The following is an 8,859-nucleotide window of genomic DNA, read 5'->3' as shown; positions in this document are numbered from 1 at the left end:
GAGTGTGCAAATTTATGCAAGCATAAGCCATTTATGGACTTATATTTGATAAATGCAGCCACGGACGCGAAGCGTCAACCTTGCTTGGACATGACCGAGGCCAGCATTGAACGCCAAGGCGTTCGTGACTGCGATTATGACATATCAAAATACAAGTACTTTGCTGCGTCATAACCTTGCGCACTATTGGCACTTGAACGAAGTGAAAGTGCAAGTAGGAAGTAGACAGTAGGCAATGTCTGTAATTATATGAGGGGAAAGCCTTCCCCTAGTTCGCATTTCATTGCTCACTACCCCTTCCATCGTGCAGAACACATGGCGTGCTTCAGACGCCAGACCACCCAAAGGAGGCAATGCACAGATAAGCACTAACTTATAAAGCGAGTGCTGCACCTAGCTTTCCCAGTTACTAGCGATTAGTCGGCAGAACTTAGTTATTAGTTACTAGGTACTAGTTAATAGTTACTAGAACATCTTGATATGAAATTCTCTAGTAACTCTGAACTCACAACTGCCGCGAAACGCGCCTCAGTAACTAGTAACTCTGAACTAGTAACTTCTAAATTCCACCAACTATTTACTATATTATTACGTATGGAACAGGAAGCCGTAAATCCAGCAATTGGTTCGATACTTAATGAGCAAAAGTTAAAGAACATTGTTTACCCAGCCCGACTTTTCAAGGCTAGGCTTAATGAGGAATTTCTCCGTGCCAACCGTACTCGCAGACCATTCCTTTTCATAAAGATTTACGCACACCAATTTGACGTGCTCGGCTGGGGTCGTCCGTCCAAAATTGTCGAAAACACATGGAAAATCAGCGTTCTCACGATGTTTTCGCACTTGCGCTTTATCGATGTGCTCGGATACCTCTCCGACAACAGCGGTATCGGCATCATCCTTTTGAATTCCGACATGAGCACGCTTGAAAGTATCCGCAAGGAAATACTTCACAAGCTCAATGACGCAGGGCTCATCCAGGCGCTCCGCCACAAACCGAAAGCCCCGATTTTCCAGGCATACCTTTACACGGGCTACCAGGAAAAAGACAATCTCGAAATGAAAGACAAGCTGAAGGAGTTCAACAGCACCAACGGAAGCTTCTTCACGCTCAACAGGCTCAACCTTTCGGATATATGGGTTCACCCGCACAAAATCCGCTTTAGGCATATCATTAAGAGGACCTTCGACATCACATTCACAGCGGCGTCACTGATTGTCCTATCACCACTCCTGCTGTTCTGTGCACTCGCCGTAAAGATCAGCGACCCCAAAGGCCCTGTGATTTTCAAGCAGACTCGTGTAGGTAAAAACGGGGCTCTGTTTACCATGTACAAGTTCCGCAGCATGTACGCCGATGCAGAAGAACGCAAAAAGGAACTCATGGCCCTAAACGAAACTGGCGGCAAGACCTTCAAGATGAAGAACGACCCGCGAATCTATCCGTTCGGCCATATTCTTCGCAAGTTCAGTCTCGATGAACTGCCTCAGCTCATCAACATTCTCAAAGGCGAAATGTCCATCGTTGGACCTCGCCCGCCAATTCCATCCGAAGTGGCCGAATACGAACCGTGGCACAGCATGCGCCTTTCTGTAACGCCAGGCCTTACCTGCATTTGGCAAGTCAGCGGTCGAAGCAACATTCCGTTCGAAGGTCAAATGCGTCTCGACAACGACTACATTCGTCGCGATGGCAAACTCGCAGACGACTTCAAGCTCATTCTTAAGACGTTCAAGGTCGTATTTAAAGGCGACGGCGCGTATTAGCGCCTCTAGGCTAGTTACTTTTTAAGTTACTAGGTACTAGTTAATAGTTACTAGAGATTGCTATATAAAAAATTCTAGTAACAAGTAACTCAGAGCTACTAACTTATAAGCTCTAAATTCTTGAAACTCCAGACTACATTTAGTATCTTTATCTCTCGGTGTATGGAAAAAACCGGTGTATGGATATATCCGGTGTAATTAAGGAGTGAAACATGAAAAAATATTTGATTTCTACGGCGCTGCTCGCCGCTAGCGCATTTGCAGCAAGCGTTACGGTTAATCCAAGTTCAACGGCCCAAAAGGTCACAGGTTTCGGTGGTGCCAGCGTTTATTACCAGAGTTGGATCAAGAATCTCCCCGCAGCAGATCAAGAAGCACTTTTCGATACCGCATTCACGGGTCTTAACATTTCCCTGCTCCGTGTGGGTAACTGGTACCAAGACGAAGATATTACGAAAGTTCAAGACGACATCGACATTGTCAAAGCCGCCAAGACCCGCCTCGGCGACCACATGAAAATCCAGATGTCCAGCTGGTCTGCTCCGGCAAAGCTCAAGCCGAGCAACAGCCTCAACGGCAAGGACGGACATTCCAAATCTGACAAGACCTTGAAGAAAGCAAACGGTGACGCCTACGGTGCCTATGCCTACACGGATTTTGCAAATTGGTGGAAGAAGAGCCTCGAAGCCTACAAGGCTGCCGGCATCTCTCCGGACTACGTTTCTATCCAGAACGAACCGGACATGGAAGCGACTTACGAAGAAACACTCTTTGAACCGACCGAAACTAACGAAATCGCCGGTTACAAGGAAGCCTTGAACGCCGTCTACGACGCCGTGAAGGGACAGACCAAGTTAATCGGCCCAGAACCGCTCGGCATTGGCTACAGCAACTTTGAAAAGTACGCCAAAGCACTCGATGCCAACAAACTCGATGGCTACTCCTACCACCTTTACCACGCCGGTGACGGAAACGACAACTCCGGCAACAACTACCTCGACCCGGAAAACTTCCGCAAGCCGATGAAGGCTATCGCCGATGTTTACGGCAAGGGCGACAAGCCCATCATCATGACGGAATTCTGCCCGATGCTCGACGAACCGCGCGAAAAGGACATGCTCGGCCTCGCCCAGATTATGCAGATTGGCTTTACCGACGGTCGCCTTTCTGGCTACATCGCCTGGCAGCTTTTCTGGGGTTACCACTCCCAGATGATCGGCGTTTGCCCAGGTGCTGGTTGGGACCTCGATGGCAGCGGCAAATACGTTTGCGATGATGCAGGCTTCAAGATTTTCCCGGAATACCACGCCATGCGTCACTTCTCCAAGTTCGTGAATCCGGGTGCAAGCGTCATCGCCTCCTCGACTGCCGAAGCAAACCTCAAGACGGTAGCCTTCCTCAGCGCAAACGGCGACTCAATTTCTACAATTATCATCAATACGGGTAGCACAGCCATTCAGCTCGACAATCCGGCCATCACAGGCTACGGCCTCATTACCGCAGTGCAGTCCAAGGAAAACGGCCTCAAGAGCAAGAACATTTCCGTTGCAGCATGCACCGTTCTTCCGGCCCGTTCCATCACGACTCTCGTTTACAAGAAGGGCGCAGCCGCTTCCACTGTCGCAACATGCAAGGACGAAACAAGCGATTCCAGCTACGTCGAACCGATTATCGTTCCGACCGACGACGTTGTGATTGTCGATTACACCGCAACGACAGACGTTTCTACATGGCAAGCCATGGATGACAAGCTCTCTGCTGTTACCTACGGCACAACCGCTATCGACGGCGTTGCTGGCTACGCCAGCGTTCCGCTCGCCGGCTGCGACCAGTCCGAAGAATCTTGCGGCTACCAGAACCAACTTTTGAATATCAGCGCCGAAGGCGCCAAGGCTCTCGCCTCTTGCGCAAGCCTCGTCATTACCATGCGTAGCCAGGGCACTTCTGATGCTTACGTGAACGTAGGCGGTGCCGCAGGCGGTAGCTGGGTCGATTACGAATATGGCAAGCTCGCAGCAGGTTCCAAGTGGAGCGAAACCAAGGTTTCCCTCAAGAAGGAAGGCGAAAACGGTTCTACCGCCCTCACCTTCAATAGCGAATCCGCAGGCATTTACATAGCAAAGATTGTCGCTACAGGTTGTACGGGCACAGGATCTGCAATCAAGATGCCCCGCCGCTATACATTCAACGAAAGCAAGATGCAAGCTATGATTTTCGACTTGAACGGCAACCTCGTGTGGAAGGGCTTAAAGGGCGACGCTCTCAATAGCAACGGAACCCTCAAGCCGAGCATTCGCCAAGGCGCCTACATCTTGAAGACCAAGAACAACGCCATTCGCGTCATCAAGAAGTAAGTTAGTTGACTAAATACAATTGCAAGTTTGCAGAAAACGGTTCGCAGAAGCGAGCCGTTTTCGTTTTTACCTGAACATACGAACCCACCGGCGGGTACTTTTCATTCATACAAAAAAAACACCTGCACGAAGCAGGTGTCAGTTAATTTATTTCAATCATTTATTCAAGTGATTAAATTAATTTTCGCAAACTAAACGAAACGACCTAGAACGGCAGCGAAATTATGCCCAATTTTCGGCTTTGAGTTCACGGCCCCAGATTTCCTTGACCACATCTTCGACCTTGCGGTTTTCGAACAACATCTGGTAAACGGCTTCGACAATCGGCATTTCTACGCCAAGCTTCTTAGCGAGAGCACGCGTGCTGCGGCAAGTCGGCACACCTTCGGCAATCATCTTCATGCCAGCAAGCACCTGGTCGAGCGTTTCGCCCTTACCAATGTGTTCGCCCACATAGCGGTTACGGCTGTGCTGGGAAAGGCAAGTCACAATAAGGTCGCCCATGCCGGCAAGGCCTGCAAACGTTTCGGGCTTTGCACCGAGAGCCTTGCCCAAGCGGCACATTTCAGCTTGACCGCGAGTGAGGATTGCGGCGCGGGTATTGTCGCCGATCTTGAACTTGCCTCCAGCTTCGAGGCCATAGAGCACACCGGAAGCAATTGCAATCACGTTCTTCACGGAACCGCAGAGTTCCACACCAACGATATCGGTCGAAGTATAGACGCGGAGGTAAGAGCAACTCATAGCCTTCTGCACAACCTTTGCAGAGTCTTCGTTCACGCAAGCAGCGACAATGGCAGTCAGCACGTGGCGGCTTACTTCTTCGGCGTGAGACGGACCGCTAAAGGCAACCATCTTGTCTTCGGTGAGCCACGGCACCTTTTCGAGAATGACTTCACTCATGAGCTGATCCGTGCCTTCGAGAATGCCCTTTGTAGCACAGACGACAATCGGTTCCTTGCCCTTTGCAGGGGTCCAAGAGCCAAGATTTGCGGCAACGCCAGCCATGAACTGCGACGGAACAACGATAAGAACCATGTCGCAACCTTCAAGGGCAGCATGCATGTCGGTCGTGTACTTAAAATCAGCCGGGAAAATAACGCCAGGGAGCTTGTCCTTGTACTGGTGCTCCGTAGAAAGCAAATCTACTTCAGCTTGAGAATTGGTCCAAAAAGTGAGTTCATTCTTGTTTTCGTAAACAACTTGACCAAGGGTCAGACCCCAGCCACCGGTACCTAAAACTGTAACTTTCATAATATAGTTCCTAGTTAATAATCTATAGTCATTAGTCAATGGTTCACATTGCCAAAAATCATTGCCGCATATAATCTACAATATTTTACGGAATTGCAGCCATCAATATTCAAAAAATGTAAGGGAGATTCCCTCCCCATACGCGGATCATGACTACTAAGCAGCATAGCTGCAAGTAGTCAAAGAGCTCAAGGCGGGAATGACAAGTGCAACTTAACTGGATGAGGCAAGCCCCAACCTCTTCAGCTCGGTCATATCCATACGAGTATGGCTGCGACTCTCGCCTTTTGAGGTTGTCTTCGCTCAGGATGACGAGTGCAAAGGTTTCTCTTCCTACCGCCTACTTCCTACTGTCTACTTACTTTTTTCTCTTGCTTCCGAAGCCGTTTTCAGTGCCGTTGAGGAGGCGCTTGATGTTCGACTTGTGCTTCACGATAACGAACACAGCGACAATCACAGCAAGAATCATCTGGCCGAGGTTGATGCTTTCGAAGTAGTATTCCGGGCAAACATAGCCAAAGACCGAAAGTGCGCCGAGAAGCCCGCACCCGAAAATGCTACCGACGGAGACGTACTTCGTGGTGACCGTAAGGATAATCCAGAGAGCGAATGCGCAAAGAACCGTGAGTGGCGAAATGGCGAGGAACACACCGAGGGCAGCGAGCACGCCCTTACCACCGCGGAAACCGGCAAAGCAAGTGAAGCTGTGGCCGAGAATCACGAGGAGGCCTGCAACAAGCGGAACCCAAGCGCTATAATCGGCACCGCCAGCGGCGACCTGAGCTTCGCACATTTTCTGTGCGATAAACGGTCCAAAGAAGCCCTTGAGCAAATCCATGAACACGACCGGGAGCGCAGGCTTCCAACCAAGCACACGGCCTTTCGCGAGTTTTGCGATCCATATGGCGCTGGGGATCGACCCCAGCAAGTACGCTATTGGAAGACTCAGTAAACTGTTCAAGTTCTTCATCCTTTCTGAGAGTTAACTTTCTATCAAAATTCAAGCGGAGCGGAGCGCCCTGCAACTGGAATACATCGTAGAACTTTTTAAGCAAATAACGCTTGTACGATTCATCGACAAGTTCCGGCGTGCGGGTTTCGATGTCGATAACCGGCGGTTCTACCATGATTTGGCACGCGCGTGTAAGCATGACAACGCGGCCATTGTGGCTCGGAGGAGCCTTTTCTTGCAAGAAGTTCGCAAAGCTTTCGGCAACGCGGTCACGGCCAAGCACACGACGGCAGTTGGCATAAACAGTCTGGATAGCCTGAATCACGCGACTCACGCGTTGGCCTTCCTTTGCACTGATCGAAAGAATCGGTACAAATTCAAGCATCGGTTCGCGTTCGAGAAGTTCCTTGACCATGTGGTCAAACGACTTGTCGTTCTTGTTCGGGAGAATGTCCCACTTGTTCAACACGACGACAAGGCCCTTACCGGCCTTACGGATTTCCGTAATGATGCGGTAGTCCTGGATTTCCATGCCACGGGTGCAATCGACCACAAGCACAGACAAATCAGAACGGCGGATACTTTCGAGCGTACGCATGTTGCTGAAGACTTCCACTTCGTCTTCGACACGTGCCTTTTTGCGAAGGCCTGCGGTATCGGTCACGACGAACTTTTGTCCGTCAACGATAAAGTCACAGTCGATGGAGTCGCGGGTCGTTCCCGGAATGTCGGAGACCACGGCGCGGTCTTCGTTCAACAGGCGGTTGAGGAGCGTGCTCTTGCCTGCGTTCGGGCGGCCGAGAATGGCAAAACGCACCGGACGTTCTTCGCGGCGTTCACCACGTACCGGAGTCGGAAGTACAGAAACAACTTCATCCAAAAGCGAAAGGCAAGCGTAACCAGTCAAAGCGCTAATCGTACGCGGCTGACCAAAGCCGAGTTTGAGGAATTCGTAGCTTTCCTGACGGTCACCCTGCAATTCGCTCTTGTTTGCGACGAGGATAACCTTCTTGTCGAGCTTGCGGATGAGACGTGCAAACTGTTGATCGAGCTTGGTAATGCCCACGCGAATATCGACCATGAAGAGCACGAGATCGGCTTCGTTCACGGCATTAAAAATCTGGGCGCGGACGCTGTCCGCCAAGACGTCGATAGAATCATCGGGCAAGAATCCACCCGTATCGACGACTGTAAATTCGTGACCCTTGTAAATCGCATTCTGGTAATGACGGTCGCGAGTAACGCCATCGCGATCGCTCACCACGGCGGCACGACGGCCAAGAATGCGATTGAAGAGGGAGGACTTTCCGACGTTCGGACGTCCAATTATGCAAACGATAGGTAATTTCATCGGGCACAAATATAGAAATTGTGTCTAGGGGGTGATAGCGCCTACGGCGCTTTAGTGATTAGTGGTTGGTGATTAGGATTGCAATAAGAACTTTCCCTTTACATCCCTGATTACTAACCACTGTTTACTAACCACAGCCTACTTCCTACCGTCTACTTCCTACTGCCTACTAACCTCTGTTAATTTCTTATTGCATATTTTTTAGCCTAGAATAATATATCTTTGTAGTGTATTATTTAGAGTTTTTCCCCACAGGTGGGAAGGACATAGTGAGGTTATTTTGGCTTCCATAAACGGAAAGACGGAAACTCTTTGCATTTTCGGGCATCCGGTTGCACACAGCAAATCGCCCGCCATGCACAACGCCCTGTTTGATGCCCTTGGCATCAATGCGGCTTATCTCCCCTACGCCCCCGAACCCGAAAATTTCGCCAAAGCTATTGAAGGCTTCAAGGCGATGAAGTTTCGCGGCGCAAATGTCACCATTCCCTACAAGACGGAATTTTTCAATGCAGACGGTTCAGCACGCCTAGTCGATGAATTGAGCGATATCAGCAAATTCACACAAAGCGTGAACACGCTGTACTGGAAAGATGGCATTGTCGGTGGGACTCTCTGCGGAACGACAACGGACCCGTACGGTTGCGTTCGAAATCTCGAAGAGAATGGCGTGAATCCGTCAAACAAGAAAATTGCGCTACTCGGGAACGGAGGAGCCGCCAAAGCAATCGCCTTTACGCTTGTAGAACAACAGAACAAACTCACCATCGTTTGCCGCACCAAGGAAAAAGGCCAGGCACTTGCCGATGGTTTAAACCAAGCTTTTGCAAACAAATCGATGCCGGTCCAAGTTGCTACTTTCGCCGACTTTGCAAGTATTTCTGCAAACTTCGACATCATCATCAACGCCACCTCGGTTGGCATGAGTCCGAACATTGACGAATCTCCGCTTACTAGCGATTGCCTCCACAACGGGCAAGTTGTCTGCGACATTGTCTACACTCCCCCACGCACCAAGCTTTTGCAAATGGCAGAAGCTAAGGGCTGCAAGGTCGTCACAGGCGAAGGTATGCTAGTCCACCAGGGGCTCGAAAGCTTTAAAAAATGGTTCCCGAAGGAAACCGAAAACAAAACAAACGAAGAACTTACTGCGATTATGCGCAAAGGAATGCAGGGCTAAT

At 49.9% G+C, this 8,859-nt stretch carries 6 protein-coding genes; 3 read left to right on the top strand and 3 right to left on the bottom strand.

The window, feature by feature from the left end:
• The first annotated feature begins 594 nt into the window (after positions 1-594).
• A complete protein-coding gene (locus HUF13_RS04845; RefSeq protein ID WP_173474065.1) occupies positions 595-1,767 on the top strand; it encodes a sugar transferase in 1,173 nt (390 codons plus the stop codon).
• Positions 1,768-1,979: 212 nt separating this feature from the next.
• Positions 1,980-4,121: a glycoside hydrolase family 30 beta sandwich domain-containing protein gene (locus HUF13_RS04840; protein ID WP_173474064.1), complete on the top strand. Its 2,142-nt coding sequence runs from the start codon at positions 1,980-1,982 to the stop codon at positions 4,119-4,121.
• A 222-nt stretch (positions 4,122-4,343) separates the two neighbouring features.
• On the opposite strand, the gene HUF13_RS04835 is transcribed toward HUF13_RS04840, so the two are convergent.
• From HUF13_RS04835 to der, 3 genes are all read right to left on the bottom strand, one after another.
• On the bottom strand, positions 4,344-5,375 hold the full coding sequence (locus HUF13_RS04835) for an NAD(P)H-dependent glycerol-3-phosphate dehydrogenase (RefSeq protein ID WP_173474063.1): 1,032 nt from the start codon (positions 5,373-5,375) through the stop codon (positions 4,344-4,346).
• Positions 5,376-5,733: 358 nt separating this feature from the next.
• Positions 5,734-6,213 carry a glycerol-3-phosphate acyltransferase gene (locus HUF13_RS04830; protein ID WP_304038822.1) on the bottom strand — a complete coding sequence of 160 codons (480 nt, stop codon included), beginning with the start codon at positions 6,211-6,213 and terminating at the stop codon, positions 5,734-5,736.
• Positions 6,128-7,678 carry a ribosome biogenesis GTPase Der gene (der, locus tag HUF13_RS04825; protein WP_304038821.1) on the bottom strand — a complete coding sequence of 517 codons (1,551 nt, stop codon included), beginning with the start codon at positions 7,676-7,678 and terminating at the stop codon, positions 6,128-6,130. The genes HUF13_RS04830 and der overlap by 86 nt, the downstream gene beginning before the upstream one ends.
• A gap of 280 nt (positions 7,679-7,958) precedes the next feature.
• Here der and aroE point away from each other — a divergent pair, with 280 nt between their 5' ends.
• Positions 7,959-8,858 carry a shikimate dehydrogenase gene (gene aroE / locus HUF13_RS04820; protein WP_173474061.1) on the top strand — a complete coding sequence of 300 codons (900 nt, stop codon included), beginning with the start codon at positions 7,959-7,961 and terminating at the stop codon, positions 8,856-8,858.
• The last annotated feature ends 1 nt before the right edge of the window (position 8,859 follow it).

Origin of the sequence: Fibrobacter succinogenes (genome assembly GCF_902779965.1) — a bacterium.
In the GTDB taxonomy this organism is placed as follows: domain Bacteria; phylum Fibrobacterota; class Fibrobacteria; order Fibrobacterales; family Fibrobacteraceae; genus Fibrobacter; species Fibrobacter succinogenes_F.
The sequence above is the reverse complement of the archived record's forward strand: the minus strand, read 5'-3'. Positions and strand labels throughout refer to the sequence as shown.

What these genes read in the sequence shown, in the direction of transcription:
- HUF13_RS04830 (WP_304038822.1), bottom strand. Translation starts at nt 6,213, where the DNA reads ATGGATTTGCTCAAGGGCTTCTTTGGACCGTTTATCGCACAGAAAATG.
- HUF13_RS04835 (WP_173474063.1), bottom strand. Translation starts at nt 5,375, where the DNA reads ATGAAAGTTACAGTTTTAGGTACCGGTGGCTGGGGTCTGACCCTTGGT.
- HUF13_RS04840 (WP_173474064.1), top strand. Translation starts at nt 1,980, where the DNA reads ATGAAAAAATATTTGATTTCTACGGCGCTGCTCGCCGCTAGCGCATTT.
- der (WP_304038821.1), bottom strand. Translation starts at nt 7,678, where the DNA reads ATGAAATTACCTATCGTTTGCATAATTGGACGTCCGAACGTCGGAAAG.
- HUF13_RS04845 (WP_173474065.1), top strand. Translation starts at nt 595, where the DNA reads ATGGAACAGGAAGCCGTAAATCCAGCAATTGGTTCGATACTTAATGAG.